Source organism: Enterobacter sp., from assembly GCF_977039595.1.
In genome coordinates, this window is sequence record NZ_CDRQYH010000035.1 from 14,140 (window position 1) to 39,731 (window position 25,592).

At 55.4% G+C, this 25,592-nt stretch carries 20 protein-coding genes, 2 tRNA genes and 1 pseudogene; 10 read left to right on the forward strand and 13 right to left on the reverse strand.

Translation table 11 applies throughout. The features are described from left to right. Positions 1-2: 2 nt before the first annotated feature. The 3 genes from ACWYRJ_RS12320 to ldtA all read left to right on the forward strand — a co-directional run bounded on the left by ACWYRJ_RS12320 (position 3) and on the right by ldtA (position 4,133). On the forward strand, positions 3-434 hold the full coding sequence (locus ACWYRJ_RS12320) for a universal stress protein (protein WP_111966056.1): 432 nt from the start codon (positions 3-5) through the stop codon (positions 432-434). 47 nt (positions 435-481) lie between these two features. Further along, on the forward strand, positions 482-3,175 hold the full coding sequence (locus tag ACWYRJ_RS12325; protein ID WP_133294747.1) for a cation-transporting P-type ATPase: 2,694 nt from the start codon (positions 482-484) through the stop codon (positions 3,173-3,175). Between the two features lie 61 nt (positions 3,176-3,236). Beyond that, positions 3,237-4,133 carry a L,D-transpeptidase gene (gene ldtA, locus ACWYRJ_RS12330; protein ID WP_115875759.1) on the forward strand — a complete coding sequence of 299 codons (897 nt, stop codon included), beginning with the start codon at positions 3,237-3,239 and terminating at the stop codon, positions 4,131-4,133. 145 nt (positions 4,134-4,278) lie between these two features. On the opposite strand, the gene ACWYRJ_RS12335 is transcribed toward ldtA, so the two are convergent. Then, positions 4,279-4,354 (reverse strand) — tRNA-Asn (locus ACWYRJ_RS12335). Between the two features lie 320 nt (positions 4,355-4,674). Between ACWYRJ_RS12335 and nac the strand changes: the two genes are divergently transcribed. Further along, positions 4,675-5,592: a nitrogen assimilation transcriptional regulator NAC gene (gene nac / locus ACWYRJ_RS12340; RefSeq protein WP_111966053.1), complete on the forward strand. Its 918-nt coding sequence runs from the start codon at positions 4,675-4,677 to the stop codon at positions 5,590-5,592. A 96-nt stretch (positions 5,593-5,688) separates the two neighbouring features. Beyond that, positions 5,689-6,639, forward strand: coding sequence for an HTH-type transcriptional regulator Cbl (gene cbl, locus ACWYRJ_RS12345; protein WP_111966052.1), 951 nt, complete (start codon positions 5,689-5,691; stop codon positions 6,637-6,639). 43 nt (positions 6,640-6,682) lie between these two features. On the opposite strand, the pseudogene ACWYRJ_RS12350 reads toward cbl, so the two are convergent. The 3 genes and pseudogenes from ACWYRJ_RS12350 to ACWYRJ_RS12360 all read right to left on the reverse strand — a co-directional run. Beyond that, positions 6,683-6,955: pseudogene (locus ACWYRJ_RS12350) on the reverse strand (glutathione S-transferase); the annotation flags it as partial. Positions 6,956-6,974: 19 nt separating this feature from the next. Beyond that, positions 6,975-7,856 (reverse strand): nucleoside-specific channel-forming protein Tsx, encoded by an 882-nt coding sequence (locus tag ACWYRJ_RS12355; protein ID WP_111966051.1) that lies wholly within the window; start codon positions 7,854-7,856, stop codon positions 6,975-6,977. Positions 7,857-8,050: 194 nt separating this feature from the next. Then, a complete protein-coding gene (locus ACWYRJ_RS12360) occupies positions 8,051-9,604 on the reverse strand; it encodes a bifunctional metallophosphatase/5'-nucleotidase (protein WP_111966050.1) in 1,554 nt (517 codons plus the stop codon). A gap of 132 nt (positions 9,605-9,736) precedes the next feature. On the opposite strand from ACWYRJ_RS12360, the gene ACWYRJ_RS12365 reads away from it, so the two are divergent. Continuing rightward, positions 9,737-10,870, forward strand: a complete 1,134-nt coding sequence (locus ACWYRJ_RS12365) for a cytoplasmic protein (RefSeq protein ID WP_455507977.1) — start codon at positions 9,737-9,739, stop codon at positions 10,868-10,870. Positions 10,871-11,000: 130 nt separating this feature from the next. Here the strand turns inward: ACWYRJ_RS12365 and ACWYRJ_RS12370 are convergent, their stop codons facing one another. After that, positions 11,001-11,498: a hypothetical protein gene (locus ACWYRJ_RS12370; protein WP_455507971.1), complete on the reverse strand. Its 498-nt coding sequence runs from the start codon at positions 11,496-11,498 to the stop codon at positions 11,001-11,003. A gap of 249 nt (positions 11,499-11,747) precedes the next feature. Beyond that, positions 11,748-12,668, reverse strand: a complete 921-nt coding sequence (locus ACWYRJ_RS12375; protein WP_455507972.1) for a LysR substrate-binding domain-containing protein — start codon at positions 12,666-12,668, stop codon at positions 11,748-11,750. 141 nt (positions 12,669-12,809) lie between these two features. On the opposite strand from ACWYRJ_RS12375, the gene ACWYRJ_RS12380 reads away from it, so the two are divergent. After that, the gene (locus ACWYRJ_RS12380; protein WP_111966047.1) at positions 12,810-13,199 is read left to right on the forward strand and encodes a RidA family protein; all 390 of its coding nucleotides are present in this window, start codon (positions 12,810-12,812) and stop codon (positions 13,197-13,199) included. A gap of 192 nt (positions 13,200-13,391) precedes the next feature. Here ACWYRJ_RS12380 and ACWYRJ_RS12385 read toward each other — a convergent pair. The 6 genes from ACWYRJ_RS12385 to ACWYRJ_RS12410 form a co-directional block, all read right to left on the reverse strand. Further along, a tRNA-Asn gene (locus tag ACWYRJ_RS12385) sits at positions 13,392-13,467 on the reverse strand. 164 nt (positions 13,468-13,631) lie between these two features. Next, a complete protein-coding gene (locus tag ACWYRJ_RS12390) occupies positions 13,632-15,821 on the reverse strand; it encodes a TonB-dependent siderophore receptor (RefSeq protein ID WP_455507973.1) in 2,190 nt (729 codons plus the stop codon). 26 nt (positions 15,822-15,847) lie between these two features. Continuing rightward, on the reverse strand, positions 15,848-17,173 hold the full coding sequence (locus ACWYRJ_RS12395) for a lysine N(6)-hydroxylase/L-ornithine N(5)-oxygenase family protein (RefSeq protein ID WP_136195823.1): 1,326 nt from the start codon (positions 17,171-17,173) through the stop codon (positions 15,848-15,850). Then, complete coding sequence (gene iucC / locus ACWYRJ_RS12400; protein ID WP_455507974.1) at positions 17,170-18,912, reverse strand: aerobactin synthase IucC; 1,743 nt, start codon at positions 18,910-18,912, stop codon at positions 17,170-17,172. The genes ACWYRJ_RS12395 and iucC overlap by 4 nt, the downstream gene beginning before the upstream one ends. Beyond that, positions 18,909-19,856, reverse strand: coding sequence for a GNAT family N-acetyltransferase (locus tag ACWYRJ_RS12405; RefSeq protein WP_455507978.1), 948 nt, complete (start codon positions 19,854-19,856; stop codon positions 18,909-18,911). Before ACWYRJ_RS12405 ends, iucC begins: the two co-directional genes overlap by 4 nt. Then, positions 19,856-21,598, reverse strand: a complete 1,743-nt coding sequence (locus tag ACWYRJ_RS12410) for an IucA/IucC family protein (RefSeq protein WP_455507975.1) — start codon at positions 21,596-21,598, stop codon at positions 19,856-19,858. The genes ACWYRJ_RS12405 and ACWYRJ_RS12410 overlap by 1 nt, the downstream gene beginning before the upstream one ends. A gap of 138 nt (positions 21,599-21,736) precedes the next feature. Here ACWYRJ_RS12410 and ACWYRJ_RS12415 point away from each other — a divergent pair, with 138 nt between their 5' ends. Further along, a complete protein-coding gene (locus ACWYRJ_RS12415; protein WP_223579588.1) occupies positions 21,737-22,948 on the forward strand; it encodes an MFS transporter in 1,212 nt (403 codons plus the stop codon). Here ACWYRJ_RS12415 and mtfA read toward each other — a convergent pair. Then, entirely contained in the window at positions 22,945-23,742 is a 798-nt protein-coding gene (mtfA, locus tag ACWYRJ_RS12420) for a DgsA anti-repressor MtfA (RefSeq protein ID WP_223579585.1), read from the reverse strand. The genes ACWYRJ_RS12415 and mtfA overlap by 4 nt on opposite strands. Positions 23,743-23,957: 215 nt before the next feature. Between mtfA and ACWYRJ_RS12425 the strand changes: the two genes are divergently transcribed. Together ACWYRJ_RS12425 and ACWYRJ_RS12430 are read left to right on the forward strand one after the other, a co-directional pair. Next, positions 23,958-24,104: a DUF2256 domain-containing protein gene (locus ACWYRJ_RS12425; protein ID WP_071530926.1), complete on the forward strand. Its 147-nt coding sequence runs from the start codon at positions 23,958-23,960 to the stop codon at positions 24,102-24,104. Continuing rightward, positions 24,101-25,592: cryptochrome/photolyase family protein (locus tag ACWYRJ_RS12430; RefSeq protein ID WP_455507976.1), on the forward strand; the 1,492-nt coding region annotated here is incomplete at its 3' end. The genes ACWYRJ_RS12425 and ACWYRJ_RS12430, both read left to right, overlap by 4 nt.

Sequence of the window (25,592 nt, forward strand, 5' to 3'; positions counted from 1 at the left end):
ATATGTATAAAAACATTCTCGTTCCGGTGGATGTCTACGAGACAAGCCTGGCGGATAAAGCGTTGCAGCATGCACAGTTTCTGGCGCAAAGCGCATCGGGTGACATTCATTTGCTGCACGTCATGCCCAAATTTTCAGCCGAACTGACGCGCGGTTTTATTTCAGATGCGCGCAAGATGGATGAATATATGATTAATAATTCGAAAGAAAAACTGTCTGACCTGGTCAAAAAATTGAATCTGCCGGAAGATCGTGTTCATCTCCATGTTCGTAGCGGAAATGTTCGTGATGAGGTTATTAAGCTGGCGGATGAACTTGCTGCTGGCGCGATTATTGTCGGCTCTCGAAATCCCAATATTCAAACCCATTTGTTAGGTTCGGAGGCGGCAAGTATTGTCCGTTACGCCCATGTTCCTGTTTTCGTTATTCGTTAATTACATGAAAGCAAGGTGATTTCTGAATAGAACCTGAGGAAGGAACGATGAAAACAGGAAAACCTGAACGTCCGTATTATCAACAAACCGTTGACGAAACCCTGTCGAATATCCACTCCACTCTGGAAGGACTTAGCGGCACTGAGGCATCAGCCCGACTTCAGCAGCATGGTGAGAATGCGTTGCCGCAAAAAAAGGGCAAACCCGCCTGGCTGCGCTTCCTGGCGCATTTTAACGATGTATTAATTTACGTTCTGCTGGTGGCCGCGTTGCTTAAGCTCTTTATGGGCCACTGGGTAGACATGTTTGTGATCCTTGGGGTTGCCATCATTAACGCGCTGATTGGCCATATCCAGGAGAGCAATGCTGAAAAATCGTTGCAGAGTATTCGCAATATGCTCTCCAGCGAAGCCGTGGTGGTACGACAGGGGAATCATGAAACGATCCCCACCACGGCGCTGGTGCCGGGAGATATCGTGGTGATCCGTGCCGGGGATCGTATCCCTGCGGACCTGCGCGTCATTGAAGCGCATAACCTTCGCGTGGAGGAGGCCATCCTGACCGGCGAATCCACCGTTGTTGAGAAAAACAGCGATGCGTTAAGCGGGGAACTGCCGTTAGGTGACCGGTATAATCTGCTCTACTCAGGCACCACCGTTAGCTCCGGCGGCGGTAAAGGCGTGGTGGTGGCAACCGGGGGCGAGACCGAGCTTGGCCACATCAATCAGATGATGTCCGACATTGAAAAGCACCGCACGCCGCTGATGGTGCAGATGGATAAGCTCGGTAAAACCATCTTTATTACTATCCTGGTGATGATGGTGGCGCTGTTTGTCTTTAGCCTCCTGTTCCGGGATATGCCGGTTTCTGAACTGGTGCTGTCGCTTATCAGCCTCGCCGTTGCCGCCGTGCCGGAAGGCCTGCCGGCCATCATTTCCATCATCCTTTCGCTTGGCGTACAGGCCATGGCGCGACGCAAGGCCATCATTCGCAAGCTGCCTACGGTGGAAACGCTGGGCGCGATGACGGTCATCTGCTCGGATAAAACCGGCACCCTGACGATGAATGAAATGACGGTCAAAGCGGTGATTACCGCTGACACGACCTATCGCGTGGAGGGCGACAGCTACGAACCGGTGGGGAATATTCACCCCGTAGATGACCCGACGCCCGTCAGCGTGACGCAGGGTTCCCTGCTGGAACGCTACCTGCGAACAATCGACCTCTGCAATGACAGCCAACTGATCAAAGACGAGCAGGGGCTGTGGAAAATCACCGGCGGTCCGACCGAGGGCGCGCTGAAGGTGCTGGCGGCGAAAATTCCGCTTCCACCGCTTGATACCGAAATGCGCAGCAAAATCCCGTTTGATTCGCAGTATAAATACATGTCCACCCTGTACCGGCTGGGCGAAGAAGAGGCGATTTTAATCACCGGCGCGCCGGACGTCCTGTTCCGCCTCTGCCAGTACCAGCAGACGAATGACGGACTGCAGCCTTTCGATCAGCCTTACTGGGAAGGAAAGATTGAAGAGTATGCCCGGGAAGGGTTGCGTATGGTGGCTGCGGCCTGGAAACCTGCCCGCGAGGGACAGCGCGAGCTGGATCACCCGGACCTCCATGATGGCGTGATCCTGCTGGGTATTGCAGGGATGATGGATCCGCCGCGTCCGGAGGCCATAACCGCGATTGCCGACTGTCTGCAGGCCGGGATCCGCGTGAAAATGATCACCGGCGACCACCCGCAAACGGCCATGAGCATTGGGCAAATGTTGGGGATTGGTAACGCCGCAAGCGCTATCACCGGACGCGAGCTGGAGGCGATGGACGATCGTCAGCTGAGCGACGCCGCGCAGCAGTACGATATTTTCGCCCGAACCAGCCCGGAGGATAAATTCCGCCTCGTGCAGGCCCTGCAAAGTAAACAGGAAGTGGTGGGCATGACCGGGGATGGCGTAAATGACGCCCCGGCGCTCAAGCGTGCAGATGTGGGTATCGCTATGGGGATTAAGGGGACGGAAGTCACCAAGGAGGCCGCCGACATGGTGTTAACGGATGACAACTTTGCCACCATTGCCAGTGCGGTGCACGAGGGTCGTCGGGTTTACGATAACCTGAAAAAAACGATTCTGTTCGTTATCCCGAGCAACATCGCGCAGGCCCTGCTGATCATCATCGCGCTGCTGGCGGGAAACCTGATCCCGCTGACCCCGGTCCTGATCCTGTGGATGAACATGGCGACGTCGGCAACGCTGTCGTTTGGCCTGGCGTTTGAAGCGGGTGAGAAGGACATCATGAACCGCCCACCGCGTAAGGCGAATCTGCATGTGATGGATGGCTATGCCATCTGGCGCGTGGTGTTTGTCGGTCTGATGATTGCCATTAGCGCCTTCGTGCTGGAAGCGTGGCTACAGCCGCGCGGCTATTCGGCGGAATTTATCCGCACCGTGCTGCTGCAAACCCTGGTGACCGCGCAGTGGTTCTACATGCTTAACTGCCGCGTTAATGATGGCTTTTCGCTGAGCAAAGGCCTGCTGGCGAATAAAGGGATTTGGATCGTGAGCGGCGTACTGCTGGCGCTACAGCTTCTTATCATTTACGCACCGTTCATGCAGATGCTGTTTGGCACCGAAGCGCTGCCGTTCCGCTACTGGGTCATCACCTTGCTGATTGGTTTTGTGATGTTCCTTATTGTCGAGGCGGAGAAAGTGCTGACGCGCAGGTGGCGCAAAACCGAAGCGTAATAGCGTAAACTGAGAAAGCCTGCCTGAGCCCGGGCTTTCTCTTTTTTGAGCACAGGAAATTATGATGCGACTTACCTGGTTCGTCCTTGCGCTGTGTGCCGCTATACCCGGCGCGTTTGCCGTAACCTATACCCTACCGCCGGAAGGCAGTCGTCTGGTGGGAACCCCGATTATCATCACCGTTCCTGAAGGTAACACGCTGCCTCTGGAAGCCTTTGCCGCGCAGTACGGGCAGGGGCTGAGCAATCTGCTGGAAGCGAACCCGGGCGTAGATCCTTTTTTGCCTAAATCCGGCACCCGGCTGACGATCCCTCAGCAGCTGATTTTGCCCGACACCGTCCGCGAGGGCATTATCGTGAATGCTGCGGAAATGCGTCTCTACTATTATCCGCCTGGCGGTAATACCGTTGAAGTTCTGCCCATCGGCATCGGTCAGGCCGGACGCGAAACTCCGCGTAACTGGGTGACGGCCGTTGAGCGTAAGCAGGAGGGACCAACCTGGTCTCCGACGCCGAACACGCGTCGTGCCTATGCGGCAGAAGGGAAAACGCTTCCGGCATTCGTACCCGCCGGGCCGGATAACCCGATGGGCCTGTATGCGATTTATATTGGCAGGCTGTATGCCATTCACGGCACAAACTCGAATTTCGGCATCGGGCTGCGGGTGAGCCAGGGCTGTATCCGTCTGCGCAATAACGACATCAAATACCTTTTCGATAACGTTCCCGTAGGAACCCGCGTGCAGCTTATCGACAGGCCGGTTAAAGTCACCACCGAGCCGGACGGCAGCCGCTGGGTGGAAGTTCACGAGCCATTATCACGCAACCGCGCGGAATTTGAATCGACCCGGAAAGTGCCGCTGCCCATCTCCGCCGCGCAGCGGACGCAGCTGATAAACGAGGGGGCAGGAGCCGAACTGGAACGGCGGTCCGGGATGCCGGTGAAGCTTGGCATGTAAAGGCATAGTGCGGGCTGGTGCCCTCACCCCAACCCTCTCCCACGGGAGAGGGAGCACACACTAAAAACGGCAACTCGGTTGCCGTTTTGCATTTAACTTGCGCAGAAAAGCAAAAAGCCTGCTTTTAAAGCAGGCTTTTCAAATTTGGCTCCTCTGACTGGACTCGAACCAGTGACATACGGATTAACAGTCCGCCGTTCTACCGACTGAACTACAGAGGAATCGTGTGAACGGGGCGCATATTATCGACCTGCGTTCGCCTTGTCAAAGGGTGGATCAACGCCTTTTGATCGTTTGCTGACAAAATCGGCAAAGTGATGTTTTTGGCAGCGGAATGCACCGTCATGGTGCGGGTATACCCCTAATGGGGCAGATCATAAACTGCTGTTTCGGTAATAAAACCCCCCTCCATGATTAGGTTTCCTTATTTTCAGGCGTTTAGCGCCCAATTCAGACCGCCTGGTAAAAGTGGCATTCATATTGCAAAACCTGTTCAACAACGACAGCCGGTTCCGGCACAGCATTTCGAACAGGGGGCAAAATGAACTTAAGACGACTGAAATACTTCGTAAAAATCGTCGATATCGGCAGCCTGACTCAAGCGGCAGAAGTGCTGCATATCGCACAGCCTGCGCTGAGCCAGCAGGTGGCTACTCTGGAAGGCGAGATGGATCAGCAGCTACTGATTCGTACCAAACGCGGCGTTACGCCAACGGAAGCAGGCAAAATCCTCTATACCCACGCGCGCACCATTCTTCGCCAGTGTGAACAGGCGCAGCTGGCGGTGAACAACGTAGGCCAGACGCTGAGCGGGCACGTTTCAATCGGCCTGGCACCGGGAACGGCTGCGTCCTCTATTACCATGCCGCTGCTGCAGGCCGTCCGCGCCGAGCTGCCTGAAGTTCTGGTCTATCTGCACGAAAACAGCGGTTCCGTATTGAATGAAAAACTGCTCAACGGCCAGTTAGATATGGCGGTTCTTTACGATCGCTCCCCGGTCGCCGGGATCACCAGCCAGCCGCTGCTGAAAGAAGATCTCTACCTCGTGGGCACCCGCGACTGTCCGGGTCAGAGCGTAGACCTTACCGCCGTGGCAGAGATGAACCTCTATCTGCCGCGCGACTACAGCGCCGTGCGCGTGCGCGTGGACGAAGCGTTCTCCCTGCGCCGCCTGACGGCCAAAATCATCGGTGAAATTGACTCAATCTCCACGCTCACCGCGGCCATTGCCAGCGGGATGGGGGTGACCGTGCTGCCGGAATCCGCAGCCCGCTCGCTGTGCAGCGCGGCAAACGGCTGGATGGCGCGGATCACCACGCCTTCCATGAGCCTGCCGCTGTCGCTGAACATGTCTGCTCGCGGTTCGCTGTCGCCGCAGGCGCAGGCGGTAAAAGAAATTTTGATGTCGCTGGTCAGCAAGCCGTCGCTTGAGAACCGTGAACTCCAGCTCGTGAGCTGATATTCCATAAAAGCATAAGATGCTGGTTTTTATTATTTGTTCTGCAGCGCGACAGACTCTAACAATAGAGCTATGTCAGATGCGCCGGAGTGAATCGTGAATTTCCAGCAACTTAAAATTATCCGTGAGGCGGCCAGGCGGGATTACAACCTGACCGAGGTCGCCAATATGCTTTATACCTCTCAGTCCGGCGTCAGCCGCCATATCCGCGAGCTGGAAGAGGAACTGGGCATAGAGATCTTTATCCGTCGCGGCAAGCGACTGCTCGGCATGACGGAGCCGGGTAAGGCTTTGCTCACCATCGCAGAGCGGATCCTCAACGAGGCCAGCAACGTGCGTCGTCTGGCGGATCTCTTCACCAATGACGCTTCGGGCGTGCTCACCATCGCCACCACCCACACCCAGGCGCGCTACAGCCTGCCGCCGGTGATCAAAGCGTTCCGCGAACTTTTCCCAGACGTCCGTCTGGAGCTTATCCAGGGCACGCCGCAGGAAATTGAAGTGCTGCTGCAAAACGGTGGGGCGGATATCGGTATCGCCAGCGAACGCCTGAGCAACGACCCGCTGCTGGTGGCGTTCCCCTGGTTCCGCTGGTACCACAGCTTGTTACTCCCGGTCGATCATCCGCTGAATCAGGTCTCTCCCCTGACGCTGGAAGACGTTGCGAAATGGCCGCTCATTACCTACCGCCAGGGGATCACCGGACGCTCGCGTATTGATGAAGCCTTCAACCGTAAAGGATTAACGCCGGACATCGTGCTGAGCGCGCAGGATTCTGACGTGATCAAAACCTACGTCGAGCTGGGGCTGGGCATTGGGCTGGTGGCGGAACAGTCCAGCGGAGAACGCGAAGACGGTAACCTGGTGCGTCTTGACACGCGTCACCTGTTTGACGCCAACACCGTATGGCTTGGCCTGAAGCGCGGACAGCTGCAGCGCAACTATGTGTGGCGCTTTATCGAGCTGTGCAATGCCGGGCTGTCGGTGGATGAGATTAAACGTCAGGTCATGGAGCCGGAAGAAGTGGCGATTGATTATCAGATATAGCTGCTGACTTGCCCGGCAGCGCTGCGCTGACCGGGCTAGTTACTTACTTGAACGGATATTTTCTAAAGACCGCCTGTGATTCGAATGATTCGACAACCGCCTGAATCTCTCTAAAATCCTCTGCGTTAACAACGTGCGGGATCATCGACTGAATAAACGTCCAGACAATCGTGCTGGTAATGGCCACCTGATTGGGCACTGTGGTGACCGGACGTGCCTTCAGTAATCTATTCCATTCCCTGCAGGCCGCCAGCAGCTGGGTTGTAATGCGTTCGACCCATGAATCGTGCTGCTTTTCCGGCGGGCGAAGATTGTGTTACCCCTTGATGCTATATTTAAAAGGCGTAGCCAACAGTTAAATAGTATGCCCATCCCGTTGAGTCTATAGAGATGATGTCTCCGTCGCTGCTAAATGCTTTGCTACCTTCGTCAAATTGTCCACCATGATAGAAATAGCGAAGTGTCGCGCCATAGTTCCAGTGGGGATAAACTAAGCTGAGTACGTTGGTGGAAACAATAGAGCTATTGGTACGGGAGTAAAACTTCTGCTCACCGCCTGACTCGTCTTTAAGATCTGAACCAAAATCAAAATTGGTAAAGCCGACGTAATTTAGTTTTCCACCAAATATTGTTGTAATTGGGATGACATATTTGACTTTGAAGCGATATCCATCCCATTCGTTTTCGTTGGCTGCATTATAGTTGTTTCCTTGATATTTGGCATAGATGTTTGCAGATAACGTCATCGGTAGCCCAGTATCAATATCGGTTCCTATCCCCATATACCATGTGCTCTGACGCTGTCCTGAATTCGTTCCTGCGTCATAGATATAGTTGTGGGCAAAATACCATTCTTTGAATGGACCAAAACTTAGGTCGATTCCCGTCAACTTGTCGATGCTAAAACGCGGTTCTATCTCCGTAAAAAATGGAGAGCCATTATCCCAAATGCCGATATCATTATCATTGCCCATACCAAAAAACTTAGGTAAGTCCGCATAGCCATAGAAATCAAACCAATCTACATGTGTCCACGCACGATACTCGGGATATAAATCCGCTCTTTTTAGTGGCCCAAAACGAGTTGAGTTACTCCCTACGATATTAATACTTTGATGCCACCAGTCTGATAGATATTCGTTATTCCCGACGTCTGCCAATGCTACCGTGGGTAAAAGCATAAATGCGCCTGATAATATAATTTTTACTTTTTTCATATGTAGGGATTCCTTCCACAGAGATTTATTAATTAAGACTCTTTATCTTATTGAAACTACTTAGCTGCGCTTACATCTACCACTCTCATTTAAAGATTGGGTTTCAATGGGTTATCCCTTTAAAAAAACAATGGTTTAAATAAGGGTTCATGTAAATGTATGAACCCTTTTAATATGCACAGTCGAATAAACTATTATTTTTTCACATCAACAACGCGCATGCCTTTGAGCTGTTCATCCGTGATGTTATTGCCTGCCTTGAAGTAATCGATTACAGCATTAGAAACGTAGTAACCGCCTGTTGTATTGCGCGATTTACCTTCGGTAAAGGTAGTAAAACCATCACCGCCGTCAGCAAGGAAGCTCTGGGTGGCAATGTGGTAAACTATCGCATCCTCAATCGGCTTGCCATTAAGGGTTAATGCGACGACCCGCTGATCGATTGGTTTACTGCTGTCATACCTCATCTCCACGCCTTTCGATACCTGCAAGACACCATTGCTTAAGCTTGCGGCATGTTCCATCAAAGTACGTAACTGTTTACCCGTGAGATCCATCGTGGTCAGTTCGTTAGGGAATGGGAACGTACTAATGACGCCGCCTATTGTAATCGCACCAGACGGGATTTCATTACGAATACCCCCTGAGTTGGTTAAGGCCAGCTGCGTATTTTTACCTGCTGCTGCCAGCAAAGCATCCGCAGCCAGATTACCCAGAGAGGCTGATTCACCATACGCACGCGTCAATTCTACCGGAGACTGCGCCACCGTTTTTTGAACCTCTTGATCAAGTTTCTTATTCCAGCCGTCGATTACTTGTTTCGTCTGCGGGTCGGGCTTCCATTCATCCGCATAAATAGTTTTAAGTTCAAATTTTTTCACCGTAAACTGATGCGGCTTCGTATAATCAAGTACCAGTTTCCCCACATCAATGCCGCCGCTGTCGGTCGAGAGGATAAGCGTCTTGCCTACTTTGATCGGTTCCGGCGTACCAACATGGGCATGTCCCGTAATCAGAATGTCCAGACCTTTCACCTGACTTGCCGTTTGAATATCTTTATCCAGGGCACGGCGTACGTCGGTTACCCCCATGCTGGACTGGCGCGCCGGCGTGCCTTCATGAACCAGCAATAAGGTTAAGTCGACTTTTCCTTTCAGTTCATCGAGATAGCTCTGTAGCCACTTAATTTCATCCCGAGCTTCAATACCTACGCGCGTTGCCGCAGAAACGGTATCATTGAAGGCAAAGACGCCGTGCAAACCAATGACGCCTATTTTTACGCCATCTTTTTCGATGATAGTATAGGGCTTATCCCAGAATAATTTGTTGCTGTCCTGATAGAATATATTGCCCTGTACAATAGGGAATTTCGCCTGGCTTAGCTGTAATAACGTGTTATCCCAGCCATGATCAAATTCATGATTACCCATCGTGACAGCATCAAACGACATAGTATTCATAATATCAATAATAGCCTTTCCCTTCGTTAAGCTACTGATATAAGGCCCCGTAAAATAGTCACCCGCATCAAAAAACCATGTTGCTTTACTTTTTTGTTTTTCCTCTTTTACCAGGGTAGTGATATTAGCCCAACCCCCAACATCACGTTTACCTTCCGCGATCCATGGGACTTTATAAGGTTCCACATGCGCGTGGAGATCGTTGGTGTAAATAAGGGTGATATCCCTGGCGCAGGACCAAAATGGTAACGCCAACAAAATACCTGCGGTAATCGCTTTTATATTCATAACCTGTTCCTTTCAGTTATATAAAGATGCGTTACTTTACATTCTGAAAGGGTTTATTATGCGAGTCTGCTCACACAATTAGTCTGAGGAGATGAGGCAAAATCAGCGACCTCTTGAAATCGTTGGTGACGCATATTGGCTCAATTTACGATTAATACCTGCAAATCGTTTGGTTGCCGAAATTTAGGGCTACCCATATCAGCCTCTGCAGACTACAGCTGGCCAGACTACAGGCTGGGATTTCCGGCATTACACTGTCGGGCATGCGGGAGTTATCCCCCGCTTTTTGATGAGCAACACTTTAATGAATGGTTGTCTGCGCACTTACGCGCCTATGCTTCAGAAAACGGTTATTTTTGTCCTGAATGTTATAGGCAAGAAATTATTTGTTATGGTTATAACCCGCAGGGAACACAGCGCGTTCAGTGCCGAATTTGCAGGAAAGTCTGGACACCCAAACAGCAAAAACAAAGAAAAAGAAAAAGAGTAACCCCTGCATGCATTGAAACGGTTCCACTTATTGTGCCGTTCCAGGGAAGTTGTGCAGAACAGAAACTGTATGTTCTGCTTAGCTTCGATGCTGACAGTGGTCATATTCTTCATATTTCCACAAATTTTACTCAGCATGATATTGGTGAGACTCTGCGTTATCGCTGGCGAGGGAAGCGTGAGCCCGATCTGCATCAACATGATATTGTCAGTCGTGTTGATATGCGTGAAATGCAATTTCTACGTCGGAGCCAGTTTGATGAAATTCAATATGGCAGTGCGGCCCTCAAGCGTAATGCCAGAGGTGCGATACTGCGTCCCGTCATCGCCGCTCACGGGCATTTTCGCGTGCTGAACATCCTTTTTCCTGAGGTAAAAATGCACGTTTTTTCACACGAATGCTTTCTTCGTGGAGCCGCCATTACCGCCTGGGCAGATCTGTTTCGCGAGCGGCAAGGTGAGCTTTGGTTTATAGAAGAGGAGATCAATGAGGAGGAGTGCGATATACCCTGGACTTTTCAGCGAACAACACAGCACGGCTGGTGGCAAACTCAGTGGCAGCTTTGGAGGCAGGGCAAAAATTTCAAGATGGTTTGCCCGTTAACCGGTGGTGATATCAATAATGCTGAAATGCTCTCTTTAACGGCCAGCAGGCACTTTATCGCTTGGCTATACAAACAAACGAATTTTACCCATAGTGCCAAACTATCTGCAGGTCGTGTAACGCAGGTTCTTCTTTCCCTGATGCATGACTATAACGATAAAATTGCGGGATAGGTTCTCAATACGTGGTCTATTTCGTCAAGGGTTCATGTAGATACATGAACCCTTTTAATTTATGCAGAGAAGTCAATTGTTTATAAAAGTCTGATGATCAATTGCATCTATTTATTATAATTATACTTTTTTACAAATTTGCATGAATGGATGCCGTAGTGATTACGTCAGTAAGCTCCGTTTCGTTAAACAATCTTGCACGATAGGCCTCCCCAGGGAATTGAGGCGTACCATCAGGTAAAGAAATTACATCGTAGATAGTTGCAATCATATTACCATTCACATCGCTAATAAAGAATGAACGAGCGTGGCAGGTAAAAATAGCGAAGTAATCATCATGGTCAAAAACGCCACCCATAAAATCATTCCACTGGACGATAGGTTTTGTGGGCAGTTCAATCGGTGCATGAATTTCCACAGCTGTTTTGGCAGCTAAGTCTACTGCATAGAAAAGAATGCGAGCCGGAGGTGTTGAATAAGCATCGCTTGTTGCATTGTCATTCATCGGACGAATAACAGGATTTTCATTTGCATCAAGACAAGATCGATTATCAAAGACAGATAAAACGAATTTTCCTACTGTCGGGTCGATATATTCTGCAAATGCACTATTATTCTTGATGCACACAGTGTGAGCATCATTTTTAGCAATGGAATATATAAGAGGAACCAGTAGGAGAGGGGATATTACGGTAGCGCGGTAATTAACGGATTCAGTAAAGAAAGTATGCTGTAACCGTGACGCTCTGGCCTTCAGCGTTCGTGGTCTTACCCGAGATGATTTCGCTCCGGTGGCAGAGCGGGGAAGTGATTTTTATTTGGTGACGGCAGGAGATAAAACAATACTCAGAAAAGCGAATCAGAGGCTGGGATATTGCTACTTATTATTGGAATTTGGGACATGCTGCTGCATCAATTCAACGATCCAATCAATAAAAACGCGCAGTCTGGCGTTGACATGGCGGTTAGGCGGAAATGTCAGGTACAGGGGCATTGGGTTAATACGCCAGTCTTCAAATAGCGGAATCAAAGAGCCAGCAGCCTGATGCGCTGCCGCCATATAGACCGGCAGCGCAATCACGCCCAATCCCGCTAGCCCAGCTTCGAGGTAAGCATTGCCATCATCCACGGCAAGTACATAGTTGCCCGTGATTTCAATATGTTCACTCTCACCGTGCAGTACCAGAGGATCAATCTTACCGGTGCGTGAGGATAAGAATCCCACTATGCGATGGTCGGTGTTTTCCAGCTCTCGCGGGTGCGCAGGGGCGCCGAGGCGTTCCACATAGCTCGGTGCGACGTAAATACCGATTTGCAAATCACCGACATGGCGTGCGATCAGGGACTGGTCGTTGATTTCGCCGCCCCGCACGACACAATCCACGTTGTCGCCGATCAGATCCACCACCCGGTCACTCACGCCCATGTCGAACTGGATTTCAGGGTAGCGTGCGTGAAAAGCCGGTAGCGCGGGCACCAGCACCAGGCGGGCGAGAGGAGTCGGCACATCTACCCGCAGGCGTCCCCTGGGCGTCATCGTCGCACTGGACAGGCTGTTTTCAGCATCTTCCATATCCGCCAGCAGGCGGATGACGCGCTCGTAGTAGACCGCGCCATCAGGAGTAACGCCGAGCCTGCGGGTGGTGCGATGGAGCAATTTGACGCGCAGGCGCGCTTCCAGCTGCTGAATGAGCTGCGTCACCGTGGTTTTGCTCATATGAAGCGTTTGGGCAGCCTTTGTGAAGCTACCTGCCTCCACCACGCGAGCAAAGGCGCGCATCGCGTCGAAACGATCCATTCCTTATCCTCTCTTTTCACCGATTGTTTGGATATTACAAACAATGATGGACAAAGTCGCTTGTTTATCCGCCTGAACCTGCACCTGTAAAGTGTCTTTATGTTCAACGGGCTGATTTCGCCCTATTGCAAAGGAACAAACATGACAACACGCGAAGCTGTTTTTCCCCTCGGACGCCAGGCGCTCTATGAGCGCAATCGGTATTCACCGGCCATTAAATCCAACGGTTTCTTGTTCGTTTCGGGGCAGGTGGGTAGCCGTGAGGATGGTTCGCCTGAGCCCGATCTGAAAGCGCAGGTCAGGCTGGCCTTCGATAATCTTATTGCTGTCCTCGCGGCTGCGGGCTGCACGTTCGATGACGTGGTTGACGTGACCCTCTTTGTCGTCGATCCCGAGTCAAACCTCGACGCTATCTGGAGTATTCTGCCTGAATATTGGGGAGAAGCGCCTTACCCTACGCTGACCGGGGTCGGCGTGACGTGGCTGTACGGGTTCCAGTTTGAAATTAAGGTGATTGCCAGGCTGCCCTGAGTATTACTGGTCTTTCCGCCAGTCGAAAATAAGACAGAGGAAAAATGATGAGAGCAGCGGTTTATTGCCTGGAGGCGCTGCGCTTACCGTGCCCCAGGGTCCCCTAGGCCGGGTAAGGCGAAGCCGCCACCCGGCAAATTTTCCGAATTCAGAAAAGCAAAAAGCCTGCTTCAAAAGCAGGCTTTTCAAATTTGGCTCCTCTGACTGGACTCGAACCAGTGACATACGGATTAACAGTCCGCCGTTCTACCGACTGAACTACAGAGGAATCGTGTGAACGAGGCGCATAGTAGCGACCTCGGTACGCCTTGTCAAAGGGTGAAAACGCACTTTTCTTTCGTTTGCCGAGAATTTCAGCAAATCGCTGATTTTATAGCAAATTCGCGTTGAAATTACACAGCAAAATGCGCCGCCCGCAGGCGGCGCGCAGGATTAGAACAGTACGGAGTAGTTCAGACCAAACGTCCGTCCACGGCCTTTATAGGTATACAGACCCGGTGCACCGTAGGTTGGGCTATACAGCCCCGGCGCGCGCTGGCCCCAGGCGGTGGTGTAGTCTTTGTCCAGCAGGTTCTCCACGCTGAAGCTGACTTTACCCACCGGCAGGGCGTAGCTGCCCAGGAAGTCGACCGTGTTATAGCCATCGATCTTCTTGCCGTCGGCGTCAGAGACGTCAAAGGTCTGCGTGCTCTGCACGCGCAGGGTCCAGTCGCCCGGCGCCCAGTTGACCCACGCGCTGGCTTTCGACGGGCTGGCGCTGTCAACCGTCAGCTTCTCCCATTTCCCGTTTTCGCGGGTTTCTGACTTGATGGCGTTAAAGTTCGCGCCCGTGCTCCAGTCGCTGTCGGTGAAGAAATAGTCCACCTGACCTTCCACCCCGTAGATACGACGCTTGTCGTCTTCCAGGTTGATGGTCATATCCGTCTTGTTGATGGTGATGGTTTTATCCGAGAGCGAGTAATATGCCGCGACCTGGGTGCGCAGGTTATCCCCGGTGTAGCGCCAGCCCAGCTCATAAGCGTTGACCTTGATACCGTCCAGCTTTGAGTCGTTCACGTTGACGCTGTTCAGCAGGCGATAGTGACCGTTGTTGAGCTGATAGGTGCCGGAGCCGTAGTACTTCGCCAGGTCCGGAATTTCGAAGCCCTGGGAGAAGTTAAACCACAGCTGCTGCTGTTCGGTCAGGCGACCGAGGATCCCGGCGTTAAACAGGAAGTTGTTGTAATCGGTTTTCCCGCCCGGCACCGCGTCGGCGGAGGCTGCTTTCCCGGTGGCAATGGCCTGCTGCTGGGTGTAACCGACAAAGTCGTCCACCTTGTTCTCGGTGTACTGGTAGCGCACGCCGCCGCTCAGGGTGATGGCGTCAATGTCATAGCTGGCCTGCAGGAACGGGGCGAGGTTGGTGATGCTATAACCCGGGTAGCGACCCACGTTGTAGGCGTTATCCAGCTCCATGCCGCCGCTCGCCGCGGCCTTGCTCAGGTTAAAGAACTGCTGGTTGGCGTCGAAGGTTTCGTGGTCGGCATCCACACCCCAGGTCAGCGTTAAATCGTCCACCGGCTTGCTGTTCAGCGTCAGCTTGCCGCCGTAAAAATCGGTTTTCTGCTGCGACGCGCCGATGCTGCTCACCACGCCTTTGGTCAGGGTCGGGAACGGGTAGTAGGTCAGGCTCTCGTCTCGATAGTAAATCTGCGCGACCAGATCCTGGCCCCAGAAGTCGGTATTGGAATACTGCAGGTTGATCAGATGGCGCTCGGTACCCGGCACGCGGTCAGAGTCCAGGTTACCTTTGTTGTACGCGGTCGCATCCCCCGTGACCGCCGAGAAGTTCTTCCCGAGATACAGGCCATGCTTGCCGTCGGACTCGCTCTTGTAGTACTGGGTGGTCAGCTGCAGCTGCTGATGATCGTCGATGTTAATGGTGCCTGTGCCCATCACGTCAATACGGTCGGAATACTGTAATCCGGTCTGGGTGTTATCGATGATCACCTCGTTGCCGTTGCCGTCATACCAGCCGCCGTAGCGCTGATACGACACCGACAGACGACCGGAAGCGTTATCGTTGCCGCCGCTGACCGCTGCCGACACGTTCTCATCGTGGTCGTTATGGCTGTTAAACCCGCTCTTTGTCCCGGTCTGGAACTCGACCTCGGTCTCCGGCTGGCCCTTTTTGGTGACGATGTTCACCAGGCCGCCGGTGCTGCCGCCGCCGTAGAGTGACGTGGCGCCGGAGATGACTTCGATACGGTCAATGTTGAACGGATCGATAGAGTCCAGCTGGCGGCTGTCGCTGCGGGACGAGTTCAGGCGCACGCCGTCCACCATCACCATCATGGAGCGGCCGCGCAGGTTCATGCCGTAGTTGGTACGCCCCTGGCTGCTTACGTCCATGCCCGGAATCAGCTGCGCCAGCACTTCTTTAATCTCTTTCCCGCCCTGAACCTGCTGTTCAATTTCAGCCCGCTCAATGACCCAGGTGGTCTGCGCCATCTCCGGCACGCTGCGGTGCGCGCGGCTGGCGGAGACTACGATATTTTCTTCCTTTTGTTCTTCCGCCCACGCAGAGGTAGAAAGCATTGCAAGCAAGCAAGGATTTAAAATCCAAAGATGAGAACGTTTCATTGTTATGTTGACCCTGATTGTGTGTGTCAGTACTCGGTGGTTTTTGCTAAGGATTTAAAAACCTGACTGTTCTCCGGGCTGGTGGTGCTTCGCCAGTGGATAACGCCAGGGGTGGTAGCCAGCTCAAACGGCTCGTCGCCGTGCGCGCGATTCAAAATTCGCGCCGCACGCCAGGCCATCAGGCTGAGCTGGGGTTCGGCAATGCCGAGACGGTGCATCCCGGCATTCACGGCAAACAGGCGGTTGCTCTGCGGGCCGTCCCATTCGAGGGTGAAATCGTTGTTGATGCAGAAGGCTTCGTCCGTATCCAGATGCAGGCGGTGGGACAGCGGCGCGAGGAACGCAGGCTGCACGGCGCGATAGCCGGTGGCGAAGATCGTCACGTCGCTCTCCAGCTGCTCGCGGCCGCCGTCGAGGTGATGCTTTATGCTCAGGCGCTGTCCGTTTTCCAGGCGCGTCAGGGCCGTGACCGAGCGGGACGGCATCAGGTGAGCCCAGGGTTTTTCACGCAGCACTTCAAAGCGGTGGTACATGGCGCGGTAAATCGCCAGCAGGGACTCGGTGGTGATGCCGTCGGAGGTCATTTTCTGCTCGTGCAGCATCTGACGACGCGCCTCTTCACCGAGCGTAGAGAAGCTGTCCACGTACTCCGGCGTGAAATACTCGTTAGCAAAGGCGGCTTCATCCAGCGCGTTGTAGTTGTTGCGGCGCGAGACCCAGTTCAGGCTCAGCGGCTGGCCCCATTCGCCACGGAAAATATTCAGGAACAGGTCGGCGCCGCTCTGGCCGCCGCCGACGACGGTAACGCGCTTGCCCGTAAGGTCCGGCGTGCGCAGCATCATCTCGCTGGCGTGGAAGCAGGTATCGTCCTGCGTCGTGACGCAGTCCGGCAGGTTAATCTGTTTGCCAATCCCCACGCAGACGTGGCGCGCCAGGAAGCGGTCGCGCTGGGTCACCACCTCAAACAGGCCGCTTTTCTCATCAAAGTTCACCTGCTGCACCTGCTGGCTGAAGGCAAGGTTGGTGAGGTTGTCTGCCGCCCAGCACAGGTAGTCCGCAAACTCTTCGCGGGAGACGGTGCGCTGCTCGGTGGTCAGGAAGCGGTAGAACTTTTTGCGCTGCACCAGGTAGTTCAGGAAGCTGTGGCGGTTGGTCGGCTCAACGGCGCTGACCAGATCCTTCAGGAAGCTGGTCTGCATGTGGCAGTCCGGCACCATCATTCCCGGGTGCCAGGAGAAGTGCGGTTTACGCTCGAGGAACAGCGAGCTAAAGCCGTCCAGCCCTTCCGCCAGCGCGGCGACGCTGAGGTTAAAAGGGCCGATACCAATGCCGATGAAATCATAGGTTTTCATTGCGCTGACTCCCTGGAGGCCAGAAAAAGAGGGTTGTCTAGGTCGGTGACGTAGTTCGGCAGCATGCGGCTGCCGCCGTCGTGTTCGGAGAAGGTCAGTTTGACCGGGTTGAGGATCACGCGAATAATCTGCGGCTTGAAGAGATCGAATTTGGCGAAGCGTTCCGCAAGCTCGGGGTGCGCGGCCATATAGCGGTGCAGAACCCCGGCGAGGATCTGATAGAAACGCGTTTCGCTGACGCCGCTTTGCAGCGTGAGGCGCGAGATAAAACGCAGCACCGTCACAAAGTTGCCGGTTTGCAGATCGTGAATGATGTAATCCGCGCTCAGGCGCGCCGTGACGGCCTTCACCTGTTCCGGCAGGCTCTGGGCCTGCGGGAAATCCTCGTCCACCAGGCGCATATCGCCCTGGAAATCCTTCAGCAGGATGCGTTGCGGGACATAATCCTTCATCACCAGCGTCACGTTCTGGCCGTGGGCGATCAGCGCCACGCCGTAGCGGCAGAGCAGGTGATAGAACGGGATCACCGATGCCTCAAACAGCTTTTCCAGCCACGCTTCGGCGCTTAACCCCGATCGTTTAATCCACGCGTCGATCAGCGGGCGCCCGTTGTTGTCGGTTTCCATTAGCGCCGCCAGCAACAAAGCCTCTTCGCCATCCTGAAGATAACAGGATGGGTTCTCGCGCCAGATCACCCCCAGCATCTCCTGATAGCGATAGGGCGCTTTCGGCAGCGCCGCATAGCCCGGATGTGACAGGTATCCGGCGGCGGGTTCGCCAAGCACCTGCGCGCCAGAGCGCGCAAGCGTGGCGTCGCTGGCGAACTGCTGCTGCAGCCAGCGCGAGGCCAGCGGCCCGGCGGCAATGTATTTGCCCGGAATACCGCGATAGCAGGAGGTGTTGTAAATAGTCAGCGGCAGCTTGATGTCATACGGCGCGCGACGGCTGGCGTTAGTGAGCGTGCGCAGGGACTGCTGGGCAAGATACTCGTCGCCAAATTCGCCCAGCTCAACCATCTCACCGCGCGCCAGCTGCGCCAGGAAATGAATGGCGATCTTCTGCTGCCACTGCCACGGGTGCAGCGGTACGGGCAGCCAGCCGTCGTTGAGACCCAGCGCCTGCCAGCGGGCGTCAAAGCGAGTGCGCTCGGCGTTGTCCATGGCGCTGGCCAGCAGGGCGCTGATATCGCAATCGACGTCGCTGCTCCAGACAAGATGCTCCCGCTGAACGGCAACCCAGTGCAGACGAAAACGCCCGCGATACTCAGGCGCGTACTGACGCAGCGCGTCCAGACCCCAGCCGCGGCGGCCTTTGTTGAAAATAAACTTCGGGTGGCCGCGCATCAGACACTGTAATTCGTCCGGGTCGAGGTGGATCAGCGCGTCCGCGTCCAGCGCGTCACGCGCCTGCAGCAGCTGCATATCGCCTCGCAACGTGGCGTAGAGGTCTTCCATGTGCTCCGCCGTTTGCGCGTCGCTCATCTCCAGCACCTTCGCCAGCTGCAGCAGCGCGCTCTCCGCCTCCACGGCGGCACCGCTGGCGGCGATCAGGCTGTTCGGGTCGATATGCAGCCAGCCCCAGATCCCGCGCGCGGCGCTAAACTGCCAGGACTCGTTGCCCATGACGATGCGCCAGGCGTCAGACGAAACTGGCTCGGCGCGCAGGGTGCGTTCATACTCCAGCTCGGCGAGGATCTTCGCCACCATCTCGCGGTTCACTTTCTCCCAGAGCGCGTTCACAGGCCCACCTCGCTGAAGAAGCGGTGACGCTGGCTCATGATGAGGCGCGAGCGCTTGTGCGGGAAGTCGAACTCTTTCACCGTGTCGAAACCGGCAGAGGCCAGATGGCGGAACAGGCGCTGGTTGTCGAAGCGCGGCTCGGCGACAATCCGCGCGGTGCGCGGTTCATCGAGATACAGATAGTGGCTCAGGCCGCGCAGCCAGCTGCGGATGTAGTGCGCGCCGCGCCAGTTCTCTTCGCCCACCAGCATGTGCAGCCCGCGATCAAACGGCTGCCAGCGGTAGTGACGACCAATGCGGTCTTCCGCCGCCCAGTAGAGTTCAAAATAGCCGAACGGCTGGTCCTCGAAGCAGCCGATAACCGGGTAGCAGTAGGTCGAGTCAAGCTGACGGCGCAGGTAGTTTTCCTGCTCGGCCTGCGGGCCCGCCATCTCCCAGAAGGCGTTCACGCGCGGGTTGTTCATCCAGCGGGTAAAACGCTCGCCGTCCAGCGCCACGTCGGCCACGCGGAAGCTGAGGGTGCGCTTAATCTGCGGATCGTAACGGCGATACACTTCGCCCTGCGGGCGGCGAGGGCGCAGCGGGAAGTACAGCTGACGGCTCTCGTCAAACTGCATTCCGCCGCTCGCCTGCGGCCGTTCGCCTTTCAGCCACAGCGGCAGCTGCCAGAAGGCGTCGCGCGCCAGATAATCTCCGTGGGCCAGGCCAAACAGCGCCCGAGCCTGGGGTTCATCCTGCCAGTCCGCCCACGGCAACGTAATGCCGGTCAGCGCGGGGGCGGCCACAAACAGCTGATCCAGCGCTTGCACCAGCCAGCCGTCCGGGAGCCCCTTCAGACGCTCCAGCACCGCGCTGCCGTCGAGACCCAACGTCAGCGGCAGCGCGCGATCCGTTGCGGTGCAGCGAAAGCCGTAGCCGGAATGGACAATATTCGCGATGACCATCACGCCTTCTCCTTGTAAAACGGGTTGCTAAAGTCGAAATAGATCACCGCCGGATCGGCGATGGTGTTTTCATTGCGATCGTGCAGGTAGCAGAAGAAGTTGCCTTTGCAGTTCCAGGTCGGGCTGTCGAGAACGTAGTCGAGGCAGCGGGTCTGCTTCGCCGTGCGGCGCAGTTGGGCCAGCGCAGCACTCACCCGGGACATCAGGCTCTCTTCGCTGTCGAAACCGGCGGCAGCGAGGGCGGCGGTTACGGCAAGGGTAGAGTTCAGCAGCAGGTAGTAAGGGAAGTAGCGCAGCAGCTGGCTCTCGCCGAAGCGGTTTTCCACCTCAGTTTCGCCAGCTTCTTTCAGCCACGCGTCGGCACTTTCGGTCCACGCGCTGCCCTGGCAGTCGCGGTAGATAAGTCCGATCGGGAAATCCTGCTGCATCTCAACGAGGATATTTTGCTGGTGCGCCAGCAGGACCAGGCCGTAGTCCGCCTCGGCGCTGAACAGCGGTATTAATACGCGGTCGCAATAGGTGTCCAGCCAGCAGCGGGCGGCCTGGGCGAGCGGTAAATCGAGACGCTGGCTCAGACGGCGCACCGCCGCGGCCAGCAGGCTGTCGCCGCCGTCCGGCGCGGCCTGCGTCAGGCTGACCAGCACGTTGGTCTGGGTGTCTGGCGTATCGAACAGCAGATTGACGCGCAGGGCCATCAGGCTCTCTTCCTGAATAGCGCCGCTTTCGTCGCGCAGCCCCGCCCAGCCGTCTTCCTGCATCACGCGCATGGTCGGGTAGCGTGCCTGTAAATCTTGCCAGCGTTCCGTTTTCGCCAGGCGCGCCAGGCGCATGCCGCGCTTAACTTCTTTGACCGACAGCGTGCGCACGGAGTTGGTCAGGCGCACGCTGAGGGAGAACTTAATCATGTCGCAGTTAGTTTCGCTGTACAGCGAGCGGGAGGAGCTGGTGGGCAGCCACTGTGCGCCCGCTTCACCCAGGTCCTGCAGTGAACCGTTTTCTGCCAGACGCTGGCACCAGTCCTGCTCCAGCAGATAGTCGGCCTGCCACGGATGCATGGGCAGCAGCCAGCGGGTGTCGGTGAAGTGGCTGAGCAGCTCGGGCGCGCTCTGGGCCGCGAAGCGCAGCAGACGTTCGCGCAGGGAGACGTTCAGGCTGTCGCCGGCAACGAGCGTGCTCTCAACGGCAAACCAGCGCAGCGGGAAGCGTGAGGCGAAATCGGGCAGGTAGCGGCGCGCCTCGGCTTCGTTAAACGGCTCGTGCGACTTTGGTGCCGGGTGAAACGCGTGGCCGACCAGCAGCGCCTGTTCCGCGTCGGCAAACGTCAGCGGCTTATCGCGCAGGGTTGCCCAGTTGTGGCGTAAATCGATCGCCTGCCAGGTGTGGGCATGGCTTTCGAGGACGCGCTGCTTAAAACGCGCCAGCGTGTCGGCATCCAGCGAGCCTTTTACGGATGGTTTTTCAAGAATTAAATCAACCAGTTGAGAGAATGTGACGGCGTCACTACTATCTAGGTTGCTCTGAATAAGCGTTGCCGGTAAACGGTACTGATGGTGCTGGGTGGGAGAGAAATAGCGTACCGGCACCCGAAGCGCCTGGGTCTGGGAAAGCGGGATATGGATCTCAGATAGCGCATCCGCATCGGTAGCGGGGAGATAGCGCCAGTCCTTCGTTTCGCGCAACAGGGCGTTTAAAAAACACTGGGCTGCAACGTCTGTACCGGCTGAGCGGGGCAGAGCACGCATAGATGTACCTCATTCCATGATTGATAATGATTCTCGTTATGATATTCATTCTGTTTACAGTCGCAACCATTTTTGCAATATTTGTTTTCATAAATTTCATAATTTCCACACATTTATTGACACTATGTTCACATTCTCATGCGCGCTGACTCTGAAATATTGACCGAAAACGTCACCTCAAAATCCAACTGGCCCCTGGCGTTATGTGCGGGTTTATTAGGTATCGGGCAAAACGGCCTGCTGGTGATGCTCCCGCAGCTGGTGAACCTGACCGGGCTGTCGCTCTCTGTCTGGGCCGGGCTGTTGATGTTTGGATCCATGCTCTTTTTACCCGCATCGCCCTGGTGGGGGCGTCAAAGCGAGCGAAAGGGGTGTAAGTACGTGATGCTCGCCTCGCTGGGCGGCTATCTGGCCAGTTTTGTCGTGATGGCGCTGGTGGTCTGGGCGATGGCAGACGGAAGGCTGGATACCGTCTGGGGACTGGCGGGGCTTATATTCTCGCGCCTGCTCTACGGACTGACGGTCTCGGGGCTGGTGCCTGCAGCCCAGACGTGGGCAATTCAGCGTGCGGGACTGGAGAAAAGAATGGCCGCGCTGGCGACGATAAGCTCCGGCCTGAGCTGCGGGCGTTTGCTCGGCCCGCCGCTGGCGGCGCTGATGCTCAGCGTTAATCCGGTGGCGCCGCTCTGGCTGATGGCGGTTGCGCCGCTTATCGCTCTGCTGCTGGTGCTTCGCGAAGTCGCTGATCCGCCGCTGCCGCCGGTAGCCCACCAGGCAACCCGTCTGCAGGCCTCCATGCTGCCGTTCCTGCTGCTGGCGCTGCTGCTGGCGGCGCTGGTGAGCCTGATGCAGCTTGGCCTGTCGCCGCATCTTAGCCCGTTGCTGGACGGCAACGCCCGGGAGATCAGCCATCATGTCGCGTTTCTGCTGAGCCTTGCCGCGCTGGCCACGCTCGCGGCACAGTTTCTGGTGGTCCGCCCGCAGCATTTCACCCCGATGACGTTGCTCTGCATCGCGGCGGTGTTGATGGTGGCAGGACTAGGGCTGATGACTGTCCCCGGTTTAGCGCTGTTCTACGTGGGGATTGTTATCACGTCACTCGGGGCGGCGATGGCCACGCCGGGCTACCAGTTGCTGCTTAACGACAGGCTGACCACCGGGAAAGGGGCGGGCGTCATCGCCACCAGCCACACGTTAGGCTACGGCGTCAGCGCGCTGCTGGTGCCCGTGGTGACGCGTTTTTACGGCGAGCAGTCTTTAACGGTAGCCGCATGGGGAATGGCATTGCTGTTTTTAGCGTTGAGCATAGGGGTACGGTCAACCGAGCGTCCCCCTGCTGAAAAACCTTAATGGATCTGGCGGGAGGAATGGCCGCCAGACTCCTCATTTTGCCGCAGACGCTGCAGCGGATCCTGCTGATAAAACTGGCAGAAACGCTGCCACAGCGCCGGGAAACGGGGCGCGAAGAGCTCGGGCGCGCTGAAGAAATACTCCGAGAGCACCGCAAAGCACTCGGCCGGGTCGGTTGCCGCATAGGCGTCAATGCTGGCCGCGCTTTCGCCTACAAGGTCTATTTCATCCTGAATGTTATCCATCGCCGCGTGCAGATCGTGCTCCCAGCCCGCCACTTCGCGAAGCGGGATAAATGGAACGCCGCTGGCGCGATCGCCGTTGCGGGTATCCAGCTTATGCGCTACCTCATGGATAATCAGGTTAAAACCGGAGGCGTCGAACGAGTCCTGAATATCGAGCCAGTTGAGGATAATCGGCCCCTGCTGCCAGCTTTGTCCGGACTGCACCACGCGCTGGTTGTGCACCAGCCCGATATCGTCCTGCCATTCGTCATCCACTACGAAGGGAGCGGGATAGATTAGCACTTCGTGGAAACCGTCCAGCCACTCAATGCCGAGCTCAAGCACCGGCAGACAGAATAGCAGGGCGATGCGGGCGTTTTTAAGCGGATCGAGCTCGAAACCCTGCAGTGGAACCAGGCGTTTTTGCTGTAAAAAACGATCCGCAAGCTGAACCAGTTTCGACTGCTCATCCGGCTTAAGATTAGCCAGAACAGGGATTGTCAGCGCGTCATTCCATGGCAGCGCCATATCCCGGCCAGCTTCATTCGTTTTCCAGGGCCACTTTATCATCGCTTTGCTCGCAAACTCGTCACTTGAACAAAAATGGGAAAGTCAGGTTCGGTTAAGATGCCAGAAAATCGCGCACTGCGACAATTCCAGCCTGAATAAACTATCATTCGTACGTAGCGGTGGGTAGCGGTTTGCGGGCATCACCTTCATTTTGTGAAGTCTGTCGTAGCCTTCATCCACAGGTTCAGTGAAAAAATCAGTACGGTATTGAAAAGATGAGCGATTTTAAAGGTAACAAGCAGGACCTGCCCAGTCGGCTGTGTGTGCACTGCCAGCGACCCATGACGTGGCGCAAGAAATGGGCGAAATGCTGGAATGAGGTTAAATACTGTTCCGAGCGTTGCCGCAGGAGCCACCGTTGACCGAGCTGCGTCTGATCCTGGGCGATCAGCTTAATCCGCATCACAGCTGGTTTGATACCTGCAGTCCGAACGTCATTTACGTGATGCTGGAACTCCGGGCAGAAACCGCCTATGTGCTTCATCACGCCCAGAAAGTTATCGCTATCTTCGCCGCCATGCGCGCGTTTGCCTCTGCATTAAAGGAGAAGGGGCATCGGATGAGGTATGTCCGGCTCTCTGACGGCTCAAACCGCGGCGCGCTGGAAGACAATCTCAACGCGCTTGTCGCGCATTACGGCGCGGGTAGGGTGATATGGCAGGAGCCCGACGAATGGCGTCTTGATACGCAGCTGCAGGCGTGGGCGAAAACGGTCTCCGTTGAAACGGCCTGCGTCAGCAGCGAGCATTTTTTCACCGTGCGGGAACAGGTCAGCGCGTTCTTTGCGTCACGCAAAAGCTGGCGAATGGAATACTTTTACCGGGAAATGCGTCGTCAGCACGGCGTGCTGTTAACCTCTGAAGGCGATCCGGAAGGGGGGAAATGGAACTTCGATGCTGAAAACCGCAAGCGCTGGTCCGGCGAGCCGCCCGCGCCGGGCGACTCGCGTCCCGGCCACGATTATTCAGCCTTATGGGCGGAGATCCAACGCTGTGGGGTAAAGACCTTCGGCGAACCGCAGGCCGACAATTTTCGCTGGCCGCTTAACCGTTCGGAAGCCAAAGCCAGGCTGGAGGAATTTATCACTCACGTGCTCCCCCATTTTGGCGCCTGGCAGGACGCGATGCACGCGGAGGAACCTTTTCTTTTCCACTCGTTAATTTCATTCGCGCTAAACACCAAAATGCTTAATCCGCGGGAAGTGGTCGCAGCCGCCCAGCAGGCATGGCGTTCGGCCCACGCGCCGCTGCCTGCCGTTGAAGGGTTTATCCGGCAAGTTCTCGGCTGGCGGGAGTACGTGCGTGGGATTTACTGGTCGCAGATGCCGGGCTATCGGGATCTGAATGCCTTAGACCAGCAGGCTCCGCTGCCGGACTGGTTCTGGACCGGCAGGACGCAGATGCGCTGCCTGGCGCATGCCGTTGGACAGTCGCTCACCGAGGCTTACGCCCACCATATCCAGCGCCTGATGGTCATCGGGAACTTTAGCCTGCTCAGCGGCCTGTCGCCGCAGGCGGTTCATGAATGGTATCTGGGGGTCTATATTGATGCCTTTGAATGGGTGGAGCTGCCCAACACCCTCGGCATGAGCCAGTTTGGGGATGGCGGGTTACTGGCGAGTAAACCCTACGTCTCGAGCGCGTCATATATTTATAAGATGAGTAATTACTGTCAGGGGTGCCGGTATCAACATAACCAGCGCACTGGGGAGCTGGCGTGCCCCTTTAATGCCCTTTACTGGGATTTCTTTGCGCGCAATCAGGCGCGTCTGGGTAACAATCCCCGCCTGGGCATTGTCTTTAAACAGCTTGCGGACATGAAGGAAGAGGAGCGGCAGGCCATTGCCGATC